The 18,556-nt window shown below is 60.8% G+C and carries 16 protein-coding genes; 8 read left to right on the top strand and 8 right to left on the bottom strand.

The features are described 5' to 3' along the window. Nucleotides 1-10: 10 nt before the first annotated feature. The 7 genes from ACYP2Q_RS12180 (at nucleotide 11) to ACYP2Q_RS12150 (ending at nucleotide 6,750) form a co-directional block, all read left to right on the top strand. Nucleotides 11-1,204, top strand: coding sequence for an SfnB family sulfur acquisition oxidoreductase (locus ACYP2Q_RS12180; protein WP_459730685.1), 1,194 nt, complete (start codon nucleotides 11-13; stop codon nucleotides 1,202-1,204). Further along, the gene (locus tag ACYP2Q_RS12175; RefSeq protein WP_459730684.1) at nucleotides 1,204-2,562 is read left to right on the top strand and encodes an LLM class flavin-dependent oxidoreductase; all 1,359 of its coding nucleotides are present in this window, start codon (nucleotides 1,204-1,206) and stop codon (nucleotides 2,560-2,562) included. The genes ACYP2Q_RS12180 and ACYP2Q_RS12175 overlap by 1 nt, the downstream gene beginning before the upstream one ends. Nucleotides 2,563-2,690: 128 nt before the next feature. Further along, the gene (locus ACYP2Q_RS12170; RefSeq protein ID WP_459730683.1) at nucleotides 2,691-3,500 is read left to right on the top strand and encodes a MetQ/NlpA family ABC transporter substrate-binding protein; all 810 of its coding nucleotides are present in this window, start codon (nucleotides 2,691-2,693) and stop codon (nucleotides 3,498-3,500) included. A gap of 2 nt (nucleotides 3,501-3,502) precedes the next feature. Further along, nucleotides 3,503-4,624 (top strand): methionine ABC transporter ATP-binding protein, encoded by a 1,122-nt coding sequence (locus ACYP2Q_RS12165; protein WP_459730682.1) that lies wholly within the window; start codon nucleotides 3,503-3,505, stop codon nucleotides 4,622-4,624. Continuing rightward, nucleotides 4,614-5,258, top strand: a complete 645-nt coding sequence (locus tag ACYP2Q_RS12160) for a methionine ABC transporter permease (protein ID WP_459730680.1) — start codon at nucleotides 4,614-4,616, stop codon at nucleotides 5,256-5,258. Before ACYP2Q_RS12165 ends, ACYP2Q_RS12160 begins: the two co-directional genes overlap by 11 nt. Before the next feature lie 355 nt (nucleotides 5,259-5,613). After that, complete coding sequence (locus ACYP2Q_RS12155; RefSeq protein WP_459730679.1) at nucleotides 5,614-5,970, top strand: DUF6124 family protein; 357 nt, start codon at nucleotides 5,614-5,616, stop codon at nucleotides 5,968-5,970. Nucleotides 5,971-6,120: 150 nt separating this feature from the next. After that, a complete protein-coding gene (locus ACYP2Q_RS12150; protein ID WP_459730678.1) occupies nucleotides 6,121-6,750 on the top strand; it encodes a class I SAM-dependent methyltransferase in 630 nt (209 codons plus the stop codon). 96 nt (nucleotides 6,751-6,846) lie between these two features. Here ACYP2Q_RS12150 and ACYP2Q_RS12145 read toward each other — a convergent pair whose 3' ends face one another. The 4 genes from ACYP2Q_RS12145 to ACYP2Q_RS12130 all read right to left on the bottom strand — a co-directional run bounded on the left by ACYP2Q_RS12145 (nucleotide 6,847) and on the right by ACYP2Q_RS12130 (nucleotide 13,272). Then, a complete protein-coding gene (locus ACYP2Q_RS12145; RefSeq protein WP_459730677.1) occupies nucleotides 6,847-9,900 on the bottom strand; it encodes an efflux RND transporter permease subunit in 3,054 nt (1,017 codons plus the stop codon). After that, the gene (locus ACYP2Q_RS12140; RefSeq protein WP_459730676.1) at nucleotides 9,897-10,961 is read right to left on the bottom strand and encodes an efflux RND transporter periplasmic adaptor subunit; all 1,065 of its coding nucleotides are present in this window, start codon (nucleotides 10,959-10,961) and stop codon (nucleotides 9,897-9,899) included. The genes ACYP2Q_RS12145 and ACYP2Q_RS12140 overlap by 4 nt, the downstream gene beginning before the upstream one ends. After that, nucleotides 10,958-12,061 (bottom strand): efflux RND transporter periplasmic adaptor subunit, encoded by a 1,104-nt coding sequence (locus tag ACYP2Q_RS12135; protein ID WP_459730675.1) that lies wholly within the window; start codon nucleotides 12,059-12,061, stop codon nucleotides 10,958-10,960. Before ACYP2Q_RS12135 ends, ACYP2Q_RS12140 begins: the two co-directional genes overlap by 4 nt. 155 nt (nucleotides 12,062-12,216) lie before the next feature. Beyond that, the gene (locus ACYP2Q_RS12130) at nucleotides 12,217-13,272 is read right to left on the bottom strand and encodes an RHS repeat-associated core domain-containing protein (RefSeq protein ID WP_459730674.1); all 1,056 of its coding nucleotides are present in this window, start codon (nucleotides 13,270-13,272) and stop codon (nucleotides 12,217-12,219) included. Nucleotides 13,273-13,451: 179 nt separating this feature from the next. On the opposite strand from ACYP2Q_RS12130, the gene ACYP2Q_RS12125 reads away from it, so the two are divergent. Next, nucleotides 13,452-14,648 carry an AAA family ATPase gene (locus ACYP2Q_RS12125; RefSeq protein ID WP_459730673.1) on the top strand — a complete coding sequence of 399 codons (1,197 nt, stop codon included), beginning with the start codon at nucleotides 13,452-13,454 and terminating at the stop codon, nucleotides 14,646-14,648. 13 nt (nucleotides 14,649-14,661) lie between these two features. On the opposite strand, the gene ACYP2Q_RS12120 is transcribed toward ACYP2Q_RS12125, so the two are convergent. The 4 genes from ACYP2Q_RS12120 to ACYP2Q_RS12105 all read right to left on the bottom strand — a co-directional run bounded on the left by ACYP2Q_RS12120 (nucleotide 14,662) and on the right by ACYP2Q_RS12105 (nucleotide 18,435). Continuing rightward, nucleotides 14,662-15,648: an RHS repeat-associated core domain-containing protein gene (locus ACYP2Q_RS12120; protein WP_459730672.1), complete on the bottom strand. Its 987-nt coding sequence runs from the start codon at nucleotides 15,646-15,648 to the stop codon at nucleotides 14,662-14,664. A 172-nt stretch (nucleotides 15,649-15,820) separates the two neighbouring features. Further along, the gene (locus ACYP2Q_RS12115; RefSeq protein WP_323626532.1) at nucleotides 15,821-16,603 is read right to left on the bottom strand and encodes a MetQ/NlpA family ABC transporter substrate-binding protein; all 783 of its coding nucleotides are present in this window, start codon (nucleotides 16,601-16,603) and stop codon (nucleotides 15,821-15,823) included. 270 nt (nucleotides 16,604-16,873) lie between these two features. Beyond that, on the bottom strand, nucleotides 16,874-17,797 hold the full coding sequence (locus tag ACYP2Q_RS12110) for a sigma 54-interacting transcriptional regulator (protein ID WP_459730671.1): 924 nt from the start codon (nucleotides 17,795-17,797) through the stop codon (nucleotides 16,874-16,876). Between the two features lie 56 nt (nucleotides 17,798-17,853). After that, a complete protein-coding gene (locus ACYP2Q_RS12105) occupies nucleotides 17,854-18,435 on the bottom strand; it encodes an alpha/beta hydrolase (protein ID WP_459730670.1) in 582 nt (193 codons plus the stop codon). Between the last annotated feature and the right edge of the window lie 121 nt (nucleotides 18,436-18,556).

Below are 18,556 nucleotides of genomic sequence, written 5' to 3'. Positions count from 1 at the left end.
GGAGAAACACATGACCCTTTCTCAACACGTCGCGGTCATTACCAGCGATGAGCAAGCCCTGATCGTCGCCAGCGACCTGGCCGAAGACTTCAAACGCGACAGCGCCCTGCGCGACCGCGAACGCCGTTTGCCACACCCGGAATTGGAAGTGTTTTCCCGCTCGGGCCTGTGGGGCATCAGCGTGCCCAAGGAATACGGCGGCGCTGGCGTCTCCAACGTCACCCTGGCCAAAGTCATCGCCCTGATCGCCCAGGCGGATGGCTCCCTCGGGCAAATCCCGCAGAATCATTTCTACGCGCTGGAAGTACTGCGTGTGAACGGCAGCGAAGAGCAGAAAATACGTCTGTACGCCGAAGTATTGGCCGGTCAGCGATTCGGCAATGCGCTCGCCGAACTCGGTACCAAAACCGCCCACGACCGCGTCACCCGCCTGACTCGCGATGGTGACGGCTATCGCATCAACGGTCGCAAGTTCTACGCCACCGGCGCGATCTACGCGCAGCGCATCCCGACCTCGGTGATCGATGAAAACGGCGTGCAGCAACTGGCGTTCGTCCCGCGCGACAGCAAAGGCCTGACCGTGATCGACGACTGGAGCAGTTTCGGCCAGCGCACCACCGGCAGCGGTTCGGTGGTGTTCGAAGATGTCTACGTTGCCGCCGAAGACGTGATCCCATTCCAAAGCGCTTTTGAGCGCCCGACCCCGGTCGGCCCGTTGGCGCAGATTCTCCATGCCGCCATCGACACCGGCATCGCCCGCGCGGCCTATGAAGATGCGCTGCACTTCGTGCGCACCAAGACCCGGCCGTGGATCGACGCCACCCATGAAAAAGCCATAGACGATCCACTGACCATCAAGAGCTTCGGCCATTTGAGCATTCGCCTGCACGCCACCGAAGCCTTGCTGGAACGCGCCGGTGAATTCCTCGACAAGGCCCAGGTCGACACCAACGCCGAGAACGTCGCGGCCGCGTCGATTGCCGTCGCCGAAGCCCGGGCCATCAGCACCGAAATCTCCCTCGCCGCTGGCACCACGTTGTTCGAACTGGCCGGCAGCCAGGCCACCCTGATCGAGCACGGCCTGGATCGCCACTGGCGCAACGCCCGGGTGCACACGCTGCACGACCCGGTGCGCTGGAAATACCACGCGGTCGGCAACTACTACCTCAACGATGAAAACCCGCCGCTGCGGGGGACCATCTGATGGCCGACGCGAAAAAGAAGATCCTGCTCAACGCGTTCAACATGAACTGCATCGGGCACATCAACCATGGCCTGTGGACGCATCCGCGGGACACCTCGACCCAGTACAAGACCATCGAGTACTGGACCGAGCTGGCGCAACTGCTCGAGCGCGGGCTGTTCGACGGATTGTTCATCGCCGACATCGTAGGTGTTTACGACGTCTACCAGAACTCGGTTGACGTGCCGCTCAAAGAATCGATCCAGCTGCCGGTCAACGACCCGCTGCTGCTGGTCTCGGCCATGGCCGCCGTGACCAAAAACCTCGGTTTCGGCCTCACCGCCAACCTCACCTACGAACCGCCGTATCTGTTCGCCCGGCGCATGTCGACGCTGGATCACCTGAGTCGCGGTCGGGTGGGCTGGAACATCGTCACCGGCTACCTCGACAGCGCCGCCAAGGCCATGGGCCTGAGCGAGCAGGTCGAGCACGACCGCCGTTACGACCAGGCCGATGAATACCTGGAGGTGCTGTACAAACTCTGGGAAGGCAGCTGGGAAAACGGCGCGGTGCTCAACGATCCACAGCAACGGATCTACGCACAACCGGAAAAAGTGCACAAGGTCGAGCACAAGGGCGAGTTCTATCAGGTCGAGGGCTATCACCTGTGCGAACCCTCGCCGCAGCGCACGCCGGTGCTGTTCCAGGCCGGCAGTTCCGATCGTGGTGTGCTGTTTGCCGGGCGGCATGCCGAGTGCGTCTTCATCAGCGGGCAGACCAAGGCGTCGACCAGGGTGCAGGTGGACAAGGTACGCGCCAGTGCCGTCGAGGCCGGGCGCAATCCCGAGGACATCAAGGTGTTCATGGGCCTGAACGTGATCGTCGGCGCCACTGAGGAGCTGGCGTGGACCAAGCATGCCGAATACCTGAGCTACGCCAGCGCCGAGGCCGGGGTGGCGCATTTTTCGGCGTCCACCGGGATCGATTTTTCCGAGTACGCCATCGACGAACCGATCCAGTACGTCAAGAGCAACGCGATCCAGTCCGCCACCAAAAACCTGCAGAACAACGACTGGACCCGCCGCAAATTGCTTGAGCAACACGCCCTCGGCGGACGCTACATCACCGTGGTCGGCTCGCCCGGGCGAGTCGCTGACGAACTGGAGTCGTGGATCGCCGAAACCGGCCTGGACGGCTTCAACCTGACGCGGATCGTCACTCCGGAAAGCTATGTGGATTTCATTGAGCTGGTGATTCCGGAGCTGCAACGTCGTGGCTCGTACAAGACCGCTTATGACGACGGGTCATTGCGCGAAAAGCTGTTTCACGGCGAGGCGCATTTGCCTGAGCAACACACGGGTTCGGCGTTTCGACGCTAAAAGCTTCGCTGGCAAGCCAGCTCCTACAGGGGATCTGTGGCGTTCACAAAACCCTGTAGGAGCTGGCTTGCCAGCGATGAGGCCCTGACAAACACCATAAATCTTATGCCCTGACTGGAAAAACCATCATGACCAAGCACCACCTCTCTAACCCAGTCAAAGCACTGGCCCTGGCCCTCGGCCTGTTCAGCTCTGCGCTGTTCGCCGCCGACGCGCCACTGAAAATCGGCACCACCGCCGCCTTCGCCATTCCCCTGGAAGCGGCAGTAGAAGAAGCCAACAAACAAGGCCTGAAAGTCGAGCTCGTAGAGTTCACCGACTGGATCGCCCCCAACGTCAGCCTCGCCGCCGGCGACATCGACGTGAACTACTTCCAGCACATCCCGTTCCTGGAAAACGCCAGGAACGCCTCCGGCTTTGACCTGGTGCCCTTCGCCCCGGGGATCATCAACAACGTCGGCCTCTATTCGAAGAAATACAAAAGCTTCGACGAGCTGCCACAAGGCGCCAGCGTGGCCATCGCCAACGACCCGATCAACAGCGGCCGTGGCTTGCAGCTGCTGGCCAAGGCCGGGTTGATCACGCTCAAACCGGGGGTCGGCTACAAGGCCACCGAAGAAGACATCATCGCCAACCCGAAGAAAATCAAAATCCTCCAAGTCGAAGCCGTGCAACTGGTGCGCGCCTATGACGACGCCGACCTGGTCCAGGGCTACCCGGCCTATATCCGCCTGGCGAAAACCTTCGATGCCGGCTCTGCCCTGCTGTTCGACGGCCTCGACCACAAGGAATACGTGATCCAGTTCGTGATCCAGCCGAAAAGCAAAACCGACCCGCGCCTGATCAAGTTCGTCGACATCTACCAACACTCGCCAGCCGTTCGCGCAGCCCTGGATAAAGCCCACGGCAAGCTCTACCAAGCCGGTTGGGAGAGCTGAACATGACAGCTGCCACGCAACTGCGACTGGACATTGCGCAGCTCAAGAATGCTGAGCAGACCGAACTGCACCCAGCACTCAATCGTGCCCACGTGCGCTTCGTCGGCCTGGGCAAAACCTATGACGGCAAGCAAGGCCCGGTGGCGGCGCTGCAAGGCATCGACCTGGCGATCCAGCGCGGTGAAGTGTTCGGCATCATCGGCCGCAGCGGCGCCGGCAAATCGTCGCTGATCCGCACAATCAACCGCCTCGAACAACCGACCTCGGGTCGCGTGCTGATCGATCAAGTGGACATTGGCGAGTTCGACGAAGACCGTTTGGTGGCGTTGCGTCGGCGCATCGGCATGATCTTCCAGCACTTCAACCTGATGTCGGCCAAGACCGTTTGGCAGAACGTCGAGTTGCCGCTGAGAGTCGCCGGTGTACCGAAGGAAAAGCGCGAGCAGAAGGTTCGTGAGCTGCTGGAACTGGTGGGCCTGCAAGGCAAACACAAGGCTTACCCGGCGCAACTGTCCGGCGGGCAGAAGCAGCGCGTCGGCATCGCCCGCGCGCTGGTGCATGACCCGGCGATTCTGCTGTGCGACGAAGCCACGTCGGCACTGGACCCTGAGACCACGCAATCGATCCTCGGCCTGCTGCGCGAGATCAACCAGCGCCTGGGCCTGACCATCATTTTGATCACCCACGAGATGGCGGTGATCCGCGAGATCTGTGACCGCGTCGTGGTCCTTGAGCATGGGCAAATCGTTGAACAGGGGCCCGTCTGGGAAGTCTTCGGCAACCCGCAGCATGAGGTCAGCAAGACCTTGCTCGCGCCCTTGCAGCACGCCCTGCCGCCAGAACTGCAAAGCCGCTTGCAGCAACAAGCGCAGTCCCCGGAAGACGCGGTGGTACTGCGCCTGCAATTCACCGGAACGGCCCACGCCGAACCGGACCTTGCCGCGCTGTTCGCTGCACTCGGTGGCCACGTGCGCCTGTTGCAGGGCGGCGTGGAACGGATTCAGGGGCACGCGCTGGGGCAACTGCTGCTGGCCGTGACGGGTTCATCCTTCGCAGCAGAAGAATTGCGCCATCGCGCCGGCCAATGGGCGCAACAGGTAGAGGTATTGGGTTATGTGGTTTGATCGCTTGCTGCAAGGCTTCATCGACACCTTCCTGATGGTTGGCGTGTCGTCGTTGATCGCACTGCTGGCGGGGATTCCGCTGGCAGTGATCCTGGTCACCAGTTCCAAGGGTGGCATCTACGAAGCCCCGGCGCTGAACCGTGCACTGGGCGCCTTCGTGAACCTGTTCCGTTCGATTCCGTTCCTGATCCTGATGGTGGCGCTGATTCCGTTCACCCGGTTGATCGTCGGCACCACCTACGGCGTCTGGGCGGCGGTGGTGCCGCTGACCATCGCTGCCACGCCATTTTTTGCACGCATCGCCGAGGTCAGCCTGCGCGAGGTCGATCACGGTTTGATCGAAGCGGCGCAGGCCATGGGCTGCCGACGTGGGCATATCGTCTGGCATGTGCTGTTGCCTGAGGCGCTGCCGGGGATTGTCGGGGGCTTCACCATCACGCTGGTGACGATGATCAACTCATCGGCCATGGCCGGGGCGATTGGCGCGGGTGGTTTGGGGGACATTGCGTACCGGTATGGGTATCAGCGCTTTGACAGCCAGGTCATGCTGACGGTGATTGTGTTGCTGGTGGCGTTGGTGGCGGTGATTCAGTTGGGTGGGGATCGGTTGGCTCGGGGGTTGAACAAACGCTAGATGGGCGATATTTCGTACAAGAAATTCGGCAATTCCGAAGGGTAAATCCCTTTCCTTTGCAGGACGTTTCCTAGATTATTCCGCTCGCTTGCGCCTGCCAAATTCCGTGGTTAGTCTCGGTCCGTCACTGCTCATCAGTGATCGGGTTTAGTCGCCTGGATACCGTCAGGCGCGCAGCGTCACCTTTTCTCAGGCGTTTTTTATTGCCTGAAATTTATGGTGGCTGTGCGCAGGGCACCCTCGGGTGCGCCGGTATTGCCTGGCGACCGGTCGACTAACCTGTGTGCAGCCGCCACCCCCTATTCGTTTAGTCGCGATATCGGTTGGCTCCAACTAATTGTCAGGAGTTTTACCAATGGAAAGATCCGTCCCCGATCCACCCCCCGAAACCCCCACTAACGAAACCATCACTGAAGACCTGCTCAGAGACCGTTCCGCCCTCTACCGCGCCATTGATTTCTACCTCACCGGCGACCAACCCTCCCCGCCCGATGAACTGCGCTTCTACAACGTCAGCAAAGACGTGAGCTTTGAAGACACGCAGCTCTATGTCGCCGACCTGCTGCGTTGCGCTTCGGTCACGGCGTATCAATGTGGCGACCAACTCAAGGGTGCCGACCGGGCGATGGTGTTTTCGGTTTGGCATTTGCTGGAGATCGCCAAGGCGATGATTGATCGGTCCATTGAATGTTTGGGGATGAAAAAGGGTTGAGTCAGTGAGACTGCCATCGCTGGCAAGCCAGCGCCTACAGATGACCGACGCGATCCATTGTAGGAGCTGGCTTGCCAGCGAATGGCTGCGCAGCAGCCCCAGGCTTGATGGCGTATATTCGACAAATCCCAATTGCCTGCGCAGCCCACCATGAAACAAACGCCCGCCGACCTCGAACAGATCACGTCCACCACCCTGGGCCATTACAACTCGGTGGCCGAAGGTTTCCGCGAAGGCACCCGTGATCACGATGTCAGCCAGAACATCGATGCGCTGTTGCGGCATATCCAGGGTAACGCGCCGTTCGACATACTCGATTTTGGCTGCGGTCCCGGTCGCGACTTGCAGACCTTTACGCGCATGGGCCACACGGCGGTCGGCCTGGATGGCTCGCAGAAGTTTGCGCAGATGGCCCGGGAGGACAGCGGTTGCGAGGTGTGGCAACAGGACTTCCTGAAGCTGGATTTGCCGGCGGAGCGCTTCGACGGGATTTTTGCCAATGCGGTGCTGTTTCACATCCCGCGCCAGGAGTTGCCTCGGGTATTGAAGCAGCTGCGCGCGGCGTTGAAGCCGGGTGGCGTGTTGTTCAGTTCCAATCCCCGTGGCGAGAATCAGGAAGGCTGGAACGGGCCGCGGTATGGGGCGTATCACGATCTTCAGGCGTGGCAGCAATTGTTGACCGAGGCGGGGTTTGTGGAGCTGGAGCATTATTTCCGGCCAGCGGGGCTGCCGCGGGAGCAGCAGCCTTGGTTGGCGAGTGTCTGGCGCAAGCCTGCCTAGCCATCGCGGACGCCATCGCCAGCAGGCTGGCTCCCACAGTTGATCGCATGCACCTGTGGGAGCCAGCCTGCTGGCGATGAGCGCGCAGCGCTCGCCTTACTGTACTTCTTTCTTCGGCTCGTGGATCCTGTACCAGGCCACATACAGCGCCGGCAAAAACAGCAGCGTCAGCAGAGTGGCGACGATGATCCCGCCGATCATCGCGTAGGCCATCGGCCCCCAGAACACTTCCCGCGCAATCGGGATCATGCCCAGGCTCGCCGCCGCGGCGGTCAACAGAATCGGCCGGCGACGGTGTTCGGTGGCTTCCACCACGGCGTCCCAGGGTGAAGACCCTTGCGCCACGAACGTGTCGATCTGGGTCACCAGGATCACCGAGTTGCGGATGATGATGCCGATCAGCGCCAGGATGCCGAGGATCGCCACGAAGCCCATCGGCGTGCCGGTCGGCACCAGCGCCAGCACCACGCCGATCAGGCCCAGTGGCGCCACGCTGGCCACCAGGAACATCTTCTGCACGCTGTGCAGCTGGATCATCAGGAAGGTGGCCATCAGGAACACCATCAACGGCACGACCTGGTTGATTGGCCCCTGGGCCTTGGCGCTCTCCTCCACCGTACCGCCCGTGGCGACCTTGTACCCCGCCGGCAACGCGGCGGCGAATGTATCGATGTCCGGCTTGAGCAGTTTCACCAGGTCGGTGGGCTGGAGATCACCGACCACCGCAGTCTTGATGGTGATCGTCGGTTTGCGGTCGCGACGCCACACCAGCGGTTGCTCCAGCTCGTAACGCACGGTGGCAAACGCCAGCAGCGGAATCGAGGTGCCGCCCGGGGTGAGGATCTGCAGGTTCTGCAGGGTTTCCGGCGAACCCCGTTCGGCGTCCACCGCGCGACCGACCACGTTGATCAGGTAGATGTCATCGTCGACCTGGGTCACGGTAGAGCCGCTGACGATGCTGTTCATCAGGTTCGCCACGTCTTCGGACGACAAGCCAAGCTGGCGTGCCTTGTCCTGGGCGATGTCGATGCGCAGCACTTTGCCTGGCTCGTTCCAGTCGTAAATGATCTCGCCGATGTGCGGGTTCTTGTCCAGCACGGTCGCCAGGTCGATGGCGTGCTTGCGCACCTGGTCGATGTCCGGGCCGCTGACGCGGTACTGGATCGGCCGCCCCACGGGTGGGCCCATCTCCAGTGCCTGGACAAAACTGCCAATGCCGACGAAGTCTTGGCGCAGGCGCTCACGCAAGCGATCGCTGAGGGCTGCGCGCGTCTCGAAGTCTTTGGCGACGATCACCAGCTGTGCGTAGTAAGGGTTCTGCAGTTGCTGGTCGAGGGGCAGGTAGAAACGAATCGCGCCCTGGCCGATGTAGGTACTCCAGCGCACGATGTCGGGGTCGCCCTTGAGGGTCGCTTCAAGCTTGTCCACGGCCCTGCGGGTTTCGGCGATGGAGGCGTTTTGCGGCAGGTTCAGGTCCACCAGGATTTCCGGGCGATCCGAGGCCGGGAAGAACTGGTTCTGCACAAAGCGCATGCCGACAACCGACAAGCCGAATATCAGCACGGTGATGCCAATCGCCCACCAGCGATTGCGCATGCACCACAGCAGCCCGCCATTGAAGGCGCGCCCCAGGCGCCCAGGCTCGGCCGCGTGCGGCTTCACATTGGCGCTGAGGATGTGCACACCGATCACCGGGGCGAACAGCACCGCCACCACCCACGAGACCAGCATGGCCACGGCAATCACCGCAAACAGGGTGAAGGTGTATTCACCGGCCGAGCTGCCGTTGAGGCCAATGGGCACGAAACCCGCCACCGTCACCAGGGTGCCGGTGAGCATCGGGAAGGCGGTCGAGGTGTAGGCAAAGGTCGCGGCCTGCTCCTTGGTCTCGCCCAACTCCAGGCGCGAGACCATCATTTCCACCGTGATCATCGCGTCATCCACCAGCAGCCCCAGCGCGATGATCAGCGCACCGAGGGAAATCCGCTGCATGGTGATGCCGCTGTATTCCATGAACACGAACACCATCGCCAGTACCAGCGGGATCGAGCACGCCACCACCAGGCCTGCGCGCACGCCGAGGCTGATGAAGCTGACCACCAGCACGATCACCACGGCTTCGAACAAGGCACTGGTGAACCCGCCAACGGCGGCTTCCACCACCACAGACTGATCGGACACGTTGTGCACGCCGACGCCCACCGGCAGATTGGCCGTCAGCTCGCTGATGCGTTGATGCAGGGCCTTGCCGAATTCCTGGATGTTGCCGCCCTTTTGCATGGCAATGGCCAGGCCGATGGCGGGTTGGCCATTGAAGCGAAACTGCGGCGTCGACGGGTCGACGTAACCCCGTTGGATGTCGGCGATATCGGCCAGGCGATAGAAGCGATCATTGAGACGCAAATTGACGTTGGCCAGATCCTTCTCGGAAATGAACTGCCCGGACGTGCGCACGGAAATCCGCTCGGGACCGGCTTCGATGACCCCGGCCGGTGTCACGGCGTTCTGGGTCTGCAGGCTCTGCACCACCTGGGTTTCATCGATACCCAGCGCCGCCAGCTTGCGGGTCGAGAAATTCAGGTAGAGCACTTCGTCCTGCTGGCCGACCATTTCGATCTTGCCCAGGCCCGGTACACCACGGATATCGGCGCGCGCCTGCTCGACGTAGTCGCGCAACTGGCGCAGCGACAAGCCGTCGGCGGTAAAGGCGTAGATCGAGCCGAACACGTCGCCGAACTCGTCGTTGAACGACGGGCCCTGGATGCCCTGGGGAAAGGAGTAGCGAATGTCGCCGATCTTCTTGCGCACCTGGTACCAGATTTCCGGAATGTCCTTGGCCTTGGTGGTGTCGCGCAAGTACACGTAGACCGTGGATTCGCCGGGGCGGGTATAGCTTTTCACGTAGTCGAGGGAATCAAGCTCTTCGAGTTTTTTCTCGATGCGGTCGGTGACCTGCTTGAGGGTTTCTTCCTGGGTCGCGCCGGGCCAGCGGGTCTGGATCACCATGGTCTTGATGGTGAACGACGGGTCTTCCTCGCGACCCAGGTTCAGGTACGAGAACACGCCCATCAACAACGCGACGAACATCAGATACCAGACGAACGACTGATGCTTGAGGGCCCATTCGGAGAGGTTGAAAGAGCCTTTCATTGACTGTCCTCGTCAAATTTCACGGGTTGTCCTGGTTTGAGACTGTTCACGCCGGCGCTGACCACCCGCTCGCCGTTCTTCACTCCGCCGGCCAGCACCACAGTGCTGTCGGTGCGGCTGATCACGTTGATGTCGCGGGGGGAAACGGTTTTGTTCTGTGGATCGATGACCCAGACACGCATTTTGCCCTCGACCTCCTGCAGTGCGGTGATGGGCAATTCGATGCGCGGCTTGATCGCAGAGCTCAGGGTGACGCTGATCGCCGTGCCCAGGCGAAAGCCCGCTGGCGTTTGAGCCAGGGACAGGCGGGCGCGGCGGGTGCGCGTGGCGCTTTGCGCCTGGGGTTCGATTTCACGGATGGTCGCGGTGGTGTTGATGGCCGGGTTGAGTTGCGCGGCGACCAGGAACACCACGTCGCTGGGCAGCTGGTCGACCAGCGTGTCCGGCAGGTCGATCACCGCTTCCTTGATGTCCGGCTGTGCCAGGGTGACCACTTGCTGCCCCGCCGTCACCACTTGCCCGGCCTCGGCACTCCACGCGGTGACCACCGCCTTGTGGTCGGAGCGTAACTCGGTGTAGCCCAGTTGGTCCTTGCTCTGGTTGACTGCCGCCCGGGCCTGGTCGAGGGAGGCCTGGCTGGTTTTAAGGTCAGTGATGGCTGAATCGAGCTGAGCCTGCGAGCCGACCCCACGATCAAACAAGGCTTGCTGCCTGCGGGCGCTGGCCTGCGCATTGATGAGCTGTGCCTGTATTTTCGCCAGGTCGCCCTGTGCTGAACGCAATTGGTTCTGTTGGTCGGATGGATCGAGGGTGGCGAGCAGCGTACCTTTCTCGACCTCGGCCCCGACATTGACATTGCGACTGGCGATTCGCCCACCCACACGGAACCCGGTATTGCTCTCGTAGCGCGCCTGAATGCTGCCGGCGAAGCGGCCCAGGTCCTCTTCGTTCAAGGCCTGGATCTTGATCGACAGCACCGGCCGTACCGGCTCCGGCGGTGGCTCGCTTTTGGAGCAGGCGCTCAACACCAGCCCGATGGACAATGCCCATAAAGGCTTCATGGCTTGGCTCCCCAACTCAGGTCCTTGTAGGTATTTTCGGCAATTTCGACGACCATGCCCGGGTGCAGCAATTGCCCACCGGCGACCACGACTTTTTCACCGCCCTTCAATCCGCCATTGATGATGACCTTGCCGGTCAGGTAACGGCTGACCGTGACCGAGTGCAATTGCGCCTGCCCTTTGTCGTCGACAATCCACACGGCGGGTTCACTGACATTTTTGGTCAGCGCCGACCACGGCAACTCGATGACCGACTTGCCCGACCCCCTGACCGTGGCACTCACCACCGAGCCCAATTGCATGCCGTCGGGCAGGCTGTTGAGGCCGACCTTGACCTGCACGGTACCGGACTCGGCCGACACTGAAGGAGTGACTTCTCGCACGGAGCCAGTGGTCTTGATGGCCGGGTTATCGAGCAGACTCAGGACAATGGTTTGATTCGTCGGCTTTTCGGCCAACAATGATTCATAGACGTTGAACACCGCGTCCCGGTCGCCGTCCCGGGCCAGGCCGAAGATCGGCATCGTCGCCTGCACCACCTGGCCGACTTCCCCCTGGCGGTCGGTAATGATCCCGGGCGCATCGGCGATCAATGCCGTGTAGCTGAGTTGATCCTTGGCGTTGGCCAATTGCGCCTGGGCAGCGCTCAACGCGCTCTCGCTGCTGCGCAAGGCAGCCTGGGCCGAGTCGTATTCGCTCTGGCTGGTATAGCCTTTGGGCAAGAGTTTTTGCTGGCGCACGAACGCCGCGGCGTTCTGCTTGACCAGCGCCTGTTGGGCGACCACTTGCGCCTGGGCCGAATCGACATTGGTCTGCAAATCCTTGGGGTCGAGGCGGGCCAATACCTGCTTGGCCGTTACCCGGTCACCGACGTCGACCGAGCGCTGGATGATCTTGCCGCCGACGCGGAAAGACAGCTCGGTTTGTACACGCGCCTGGACGTCACCGGTCAGGGTTACCGAAGGCGCGAAATTTGCGGGTTCCACGACTTGTACGAAGACCCGTGGCAGGTGTTCGGGAAGCGGTTTTTCTTTGTCGCAAGCACTCAGCAAAGCCAGGAGGCTCAAGCCAAGCGCTATTTTCAATCCGGGAACAGCCATGCAGACTCCTTTGCGTTGAACGGGTGCGCGAGACGAATACGATGAGAGCTTAGAACAGGGTTGCAAGGGTGCACTCGGCAGCGGCAAAAAACCGCAGGCAATGCGGTAATCCTTGCAGCATCAGGATCACGACGTGAAAAAGTACTGGCTTGTGGTTACACGGAGTTGCGACGAATCTTGGCGACTCGGCGGGTACCACTATTATTTTGAGTCGTGCGTGGAAAGGCAAAGCTCGTTCGTGGCCCCCCCGTCGAATCAGCTTGCGCCGCATTTAGAAGAGCAGGTGAAGCCGGCGGTGTCTCACCGGTTGTCTTCACAGGCTTGTGGCGCTCGACAAAACCCTTCAACGATGGAATGGTCTTGGGATCACGTGTTGCCCACAGTGAGCCCACTCTTGCGGTAACCGTCAGCGCGCCCAGGCCCAACGCAACGAACCCCAGTATTCGTGCGCTCTCAGAATCCCCGGTAACGCTCGCGACGGCACTGGCCACCCCGGTCAATGCTGAAACCAGAGTCGTGGCTCCGCCAACGACAGCACTTGCAGCACCGAAGGTGTGCTTGAACGGCAACTGGCTTGCCGCGCCCCATTGCAAAGCGTCTTTTGCCAATTTGTAGGGAATGGCAGGGGACATGACGATTCGCGCGCTCCCCACACTGAACACGCTTGTTAATAGCTTGGCAATATCGGCAAACCGCCCAGTCGGATCGCTGAAGTTCACCGGATCCCCCAGACAATACCCATACGGATTCAACCCACCCCGTCCAAACGGACTCAAGCGGTCTGGACTGTTGAAACGCATCAGCACTGGGTTGAACGCCCGGTGCCCATTGCCCAGCAAGTAATGCCCGGTACCCGGATCGACCGCTTCGCCGGCAAACCCCAGGAGGCTGCCTGGGCCACTTTCGACCCAGCGATGACCGTAGGGTGCATAGGCTTGACGCACAGCCCCGCCAGGCTCGATAACCCCCAAGACAGACCGTTGTTGATCAGTAGCCAACAATCCACTTTGGACGTCATGACCTTGGCGAGATTGCAGCGCAAGCAATTGTTTGCCGTGCTGGAGCACGCTCTGACTGGACTGCCCCTGAAGCTCGGTAACCAGTTGCTCACGGGCGTAGAACCGTTGCCGCTTTTCCCCGCCGACAGGCTCAATGGCGACCAGCGAATCCAAGGCGTCGTACCGATATGAACAATTTTTTAACGTGTTCATCAACAGAACCTCGCAAAGTCATTACTTTGCCCTGGCGAGATGGATCAAGATACCTATCAGAACTGCTAGGTATTCAAACGCAAGACGCGGCGATATAACACAGCATTCCCCACGAGTTTGCTGCGACCGGTCAAGACCGCTATGTTCTCTGCGCCGTCAAAATGATCAGTGAGAAGCTCATGCTTAAAACCCTCGCGGTGGCCAATTACCGCTCGATCAACAAATTGGTCATCCCGCTGGATCGGCTGAACCTGATTACAGGGCCCAACGGCAGTGGCAAATCCAATCTCTATCGCGCACTGCGCCTGCTGGCGGAAACCGCCCAGGGCGGTGTAGTCAATGCATTGGCCCGCGAAGGTGGCCTCCATTCGACCTTCTGGGCCGGCCCGGAAACCATCACCCGACGCATGCGCAATGGCGAAGTGCCGATCGAGGCGACGGTGCCCAAGGGCGTGAAACGTCTGCGACTGGGATTCTCCGGGGAAGACTTCGGTTACTCGATCAGCCTGGGGTTGCCCGACTCCAATGGTCACTTCATGCTGCCCGGGCATCCTTTACCCATTCCTTCACGGTTCAGCCTCGACCCGCAAATCAAGCGCGAGTGTCTGTGGGCCGGGCCGTTCTATCGTCCAGCGAGCCTGCTGGTGGATCGCGACGGCCCATTGATCCGCGCTCGCGCCAACCGTAGCTGGGACGTGCTGGCGCAGCACTCGCCGAATTTCGACAGCCTGTTCGATCAGGTCGGCAGCCTGCGTACCTCGCCAGAGGTGCTGGAGATGCGCGAGTTCATCCGCCGCTGGCGCTTCTACGATCACTTTCGCAGCGACGCCGACGCCCCGGTGCGCCAGCCACAACTGGGTACCCGCACCCCGGTGCTGCACCACGACGGTAGAGATCTGGCGGCAGCACTGCAGACCATCATCGAAATCGGCGACCCCGAGGCATTGCGCAACGCGATCAGCGACGCATTCCCCGGTGCACGGCTGCATATCGAGCCGCTGGCCGGCGGGCGTTTTGCTATCGAGTTTTATCAGGAGGGACTGTTGCGACCGTTGTCGGCAGCCGAGTTGTCGGACGGCACCTTGCGGTATTTGCTGCTGGTGGCGGCGCTGCTGACGCCTAGGCCGCCGACATTGATGGTGTTGAACGAACCGGAAACCAGCCTGCATCCGGATCTGCTGCCGGCGCTGGCGCGCTTGATCATCCGCGCGTCCGGGGAGTGTCAGGTGTGGGTGGTGTCCCATGCGCGGCGATTGATTTCGGCGTTGCAGGAAGACCCGGAATGCAACTGCATCGTGCTGGAGAAAAACCTCGGGCAAACCGGGATTGTCGGGCAGCGGCTGCTGGATGAGCCGGCGTGGTATTGGCCGGACTGAGGCTCTGGACCTCTCACGATGTTCGAATGTCGCGATTACGCCAGTCCGGTTTTCCAAGCCTCGCCCTGGGAATCCTATAATTTTCTAACTCCCCCCCACTTTTGGCCCCCTTAGCTGCTTGGGCCCTGTTTATCTTGTAAGCACGAAAGTTGTATGACACCGAAGTCACAGTAGCCGCAAAGGACAACGCGCTAAAAGCGGCCATTGTGACGACCAGGGGATCCAGGGCGGAATTATCCGGGTCCGTGGCGGCCAAGGTGGACCTCGTCACCCCCGCCACGCCACCAATCAATCCTGTCACAGCCCCCGTCATACCCGCATACCTGGCTTTTTTCGAGAGTGACGCAGAGGCCAAGGCACTGGTGATTTTTGACTCTGCAAAAGAGAGCTTTGCCGAGAAAAGCCCGACCCCGGCCGAAACAAGATTGAGGGCAGACATTGCCACGATCAGCCAGGGTAGCCAGTCTTGCTCGGCCGCTCGGCCCGTCGGATCCCTGAAGTTCACCGGGTCCCCCTGACAATAGGCATAGGCATTCAACCCGCCTTGATCAAACGGACTCAACGTATCCGGGCTGTTGAACCGCATCAGCACTGGATTGAACGCCCGTCGGCCATTGCCCAACAGATAATGCCCGGTGAGCGGATCCAACGCCTCGCCGTTGAAACCCGGCAAACTGCCAAGGCCGGTTTCGGTATGTCGGTGACCGTAGGGAGCGTAGATCTGTTGCACCGATTCACGGGAGTCGACCAGTTGCAACACGGAGCGCTGCTGATCAGTGGCCAGCAACTGTTGGTTAAGCGCATTACCCAGACGTGATTGCAGCCCCAGCAGTTGCTTGTCGTGCTGGAACACATGCAGGCTGGCCTGTCCCTGCAGCTCGGTCACCAGATGCTCGCGACGGTACAATCGTTGCAGCTTTTCCTGCCCGGCTGGCTCGCGCCCGATCAGTTGGTCCAGTGCGTCATAGCGATAGCGACACAATTGCGTTGATCGCATCATGAATACCCTCTTGCCGATGTATGGAGCTTGCGCCAGCAGAAGGGTCAAGGCGACTAGCAGAACTGCTAGTGTGTGTGTGGATTGATCGTTCCCACGCTCTGCGTGGAAACGATCACGCCGACGCTTTATCAGCCGTCGGCGTTGGAAACCTTGAAGGGGTTTACCTCGCGAATCAGAACGCTGGCAGTACCGCGCCGCTGTACTTCTTCTCGATGAAGGCTTTCACTTCGGGGCTGGTCAATGCCTTGGCCAGCTTCTGGATGGCGGCGCTGTCCTTGTTGTCTGGACGGGCTACCAGGAAGTTCACGTAAGGCGAATCCGAACCTTCAATGATCAGCGCGTCTTTGGCAGGGTTCAGGCCCGCTTCCAGCGCGTAGTTGGTGTTGATCATGTCCAGGTCGACCTGATCCAGCACGCGCGGCAACATGGCCGACTCAAGCTCTTTGAACTTGAAGTTGTGCGGGTTCTTGGCGATGTCTTTTGGCGTGGACACGGCGTTTTTCGGGTCTTTCAATTCGATCAGGCCAGCCTTCTGCAGCAGGATCAGGGCACGGCCGCTGTTGCTGCCTTCGTTTGGAATGGCAATGGTCGCGCCGTCTTTGAGCTCGGCCAGGGTTTTGACTTTCTTCGAGTAGCCACCGAAGGGTTCGACGTGAACACCGATCACGGTCACCAGGTTGGTGCCTTTGCCTTCGTTGAAGCTTTTCAGGTACGGCAGGGTCTGGAAGTAGTTGGCGTCCAGACGCTTCTGGTCGACCTGTACGTTGGGCTGAACGTAGTCGGTGAAGACTTTGATTTCCAGGTCCACGCCTTCTTTGGCGAGGGTTGGCTTGATCAGTTCAAGAATCTCGGCGTGTGGAACCGGGGTTGCCGCCACCACCAGTTTCTCGCCAGCCTGGGCCAGGCCCGCAGTCAGGGCAGCCGCCAGTGCGGTGAACAACAGAACCTTTTTCATGCAGTGTCCTTATCGAAAATCACGGTCGCTTGTGGCGACGGCTAGTATTTAAGTGCCAGTGAAGTGCTATCGCTGGCGTGACGCGGACAATACCGGGATTTTTTATTCCCGAACAATATCTTTTATTCACTTTCATATTCCATTTTGTTCATGCAGCTCTGGCTCGCACATTCTCTGTAGGAGCGAGCTTGCTCGCGATGGGCGCAAGGGCACTGCGTGCCTCCAGGAAAAACGCGTCATCGTTGAAGACCTTCGCGAGCAAGCTCGCTCCTACAGGAGGCCGGCGTCTGTGAGAATGTGTTTCAAGGCTGCTTTTTCGGCGGCGGAGCCGTTGTCGAGGATCTGTTGGAGTTGCCGTTCGATTTGCGCCAAACCTTCATCGGGCAAATTCAAATGCTCTGGAAGAATCTCGTCACCGGTACTCACCAACAGCGCAAAGTGAATGACGTTTTCCAGCTCCCGGGTATTGCCCGGCCAGCTGTGTCGCTCCAGCACCACTTGCGCGGCCTCGCTGATCAGCGGCACGGGCAGGTCCAGGCGCTGGCTGTAGATGCCGAGGAAATATTCGGCCAGGGACAGGATGTCGCCCACCCGCTCGCGCAGGGCTGGCAGTTCGAGCTGGCCTTCGCTGAGGTAGTGGTAGAGCCGCTCATGGAATTTACCGGCGGCAACCGCCTGGGCCAGGTCGATGCTGGTCGCGGCGACCAGGCGCACGTCCACCGGGCTGGGTTGATGCGCGCCGACGCGGGTCACTTCGTGATTTTCCAGGGCGGCGAGCAGTTTGATCTGGATCGGCAGCGGCAGGTCGCCGATTTCATCCAGGTACAGGGTGCCGCCGTTGGCCGAACCGAACCAGCCGGCGCGACTGCTGGCCGTGCCGCTGAAACTGCCGGCGGCGTAGCCGAACAATTCGGCATCGGCGTAGGTCGGGCTGATCGCCCCGCAATTGACCGAGACAAACAATCCACCGCGATCACTGGCACGATGGATGTGCCGCGCCAGCAGCTCCTTGCCACTGCCGGTTTCCCCACGGATCAGCACCGAGATCGAGCGCGGCGCCAGCTGCTCCAGCTCCTGGCGCAATTGCCGCGAGCGCGGATCGACGAATACCAGCGCCTTGGCGCGGATGCTCAGGGGACTTTTTTCTGCGTCGGGAAAGGTCAGCAGCGGCTGGCCGAAGGTTTCAAAGCTCATGGCAGACTCCCGCCCAAATCCGCCAAAGGACGGGGGCGTTGAAAAAAACAAAAGGTTCAGGCGCGGCGCAGGGCGTGGTGTTCCATGCGGTTTTGCAGACGATAGAGATAGGCAAAACCCTGCTCCCAACGCTGATGACCCGACTTCACATTGATGTGCCCGGCGCCCGCCAGGATCCCCGCTTCCGCACCCCAGTTACGCGCCAGCTCCAGGGCCCGCGGCGCGCTGACGGCGCTGTCGTTGTCGGAGCTGACGACCTGGCTGGGGAATGGCAGCAGGTCGGTTGGAATCGGTGCGAAATTGCGCAGGGCCGGTGCGCAGGCCGGGCGCTCGACGTCCGCCGGCGCCACCAGCAGGGCGCCACGTACCTGACGCAGAAACTGCACAGGCGCAGTCGCCGCCCAATGCGCAACGGTGATGCAGCCAAGACTGTGGGCGATCAGGATGACCGGGGTGCTGTCGGCGGCAATCGCTTCGGCCAGTGCCGCCACCCAGTCTTCACGACGGGGCGTCAACCAGTCGGCCTGCTCCACCCGTGTGCTGTTCGGCAGGCTGTTCTGCCAGTGGCTTTGCCAATGATCTTCTGGCGATCCTTGCCAGCCCGGCACAATCAGGTAGCGAATTGATTCGTTGCGCATGGGGGAGCTCTCCTGCTGCGTGTCTGTTCCTGGTCGAGTATAGGGACGGGAGTTATATTCGTTAAGGAATAAGAAGCTATTTATTAAGACCTATATAGAATATGAGCCGCGCTCAACTGTA

The organism is Pseudomonas sp. MHK4 (assembly GCF_054600775.1).
Note: the sequence above shows the minus strand (reverse complement) of the source record. Positions and strands in the feature narration are given on the sequence as shown.